The 529-nt window shown below is 63.7% G+C and carries 1 protein-coding gene; it reads right to left on the bottom strand.

What is annotated here, in order from left to right; all coding sequences use genetic code 11:
- Positions 1-30: 30 nt before the first annotated feature.
- On the bottom strand, positions 31-529 hold a 499-nt coding region (locus ACXR2W_RS14150; RefSeq protein ID WP_489948867.1), incomplete at its 5' end, for a transposase.

Below are 529 nucleotides of genomic sequence, written 5' to 3'. Positions count from 1 at the left end.
CCCGCGGGGCGATGAACGAGCTTTCAAAGGTCACTCCATAACGGCCAATGACCAACACCATCCCGCGAGTTCGCGGGCTACGGCCGTGTTCGCGGTCGTATGCTTTTTCTTGTGCGCTACCAGCACTTCCCAACGGTGGTGCAGGCGACGGTTGCCCGCGTCACCGCGGGCTGCTATTCGCGCGGGCACACGCTCCCAGCGGGCGCGTAATGCGACGCTGGGGGTGTAGGTGGACTTGTGGTGCCAAGCCGATTCGATCAGCAGCCTTCGGGCGTGCGTGTTCCCGGTCTTCGTGATTGCGCCCAGTGAACGGGTCTGGCCCGAGGAATGCTCCGAGGGCACCAATCCCAAGAAAGAAGCGATCGTGCGCCCGGTGAATCGATGCCAGTCCCCGATCTCTACCGCGAGCGCGAACGCGGTGAGCACAGACACCCCTCGGAGCGTCGCGAGCCGGTTGGTGACCTCGCTGAACTCGCTCGTGGCCGCTGACTCCAGAATCGACGCATCCAACCGGTCCTTACGTGCTAAC

The sequence above is a fragment of the Leucobacter faecis genome, from assembly GCF_054456695.2.
The sequence above is the reverse complement of the archived record's forward strand: the minus strand, read 5'-3'. Positions and strand labels throughout refer to the sequence as shown.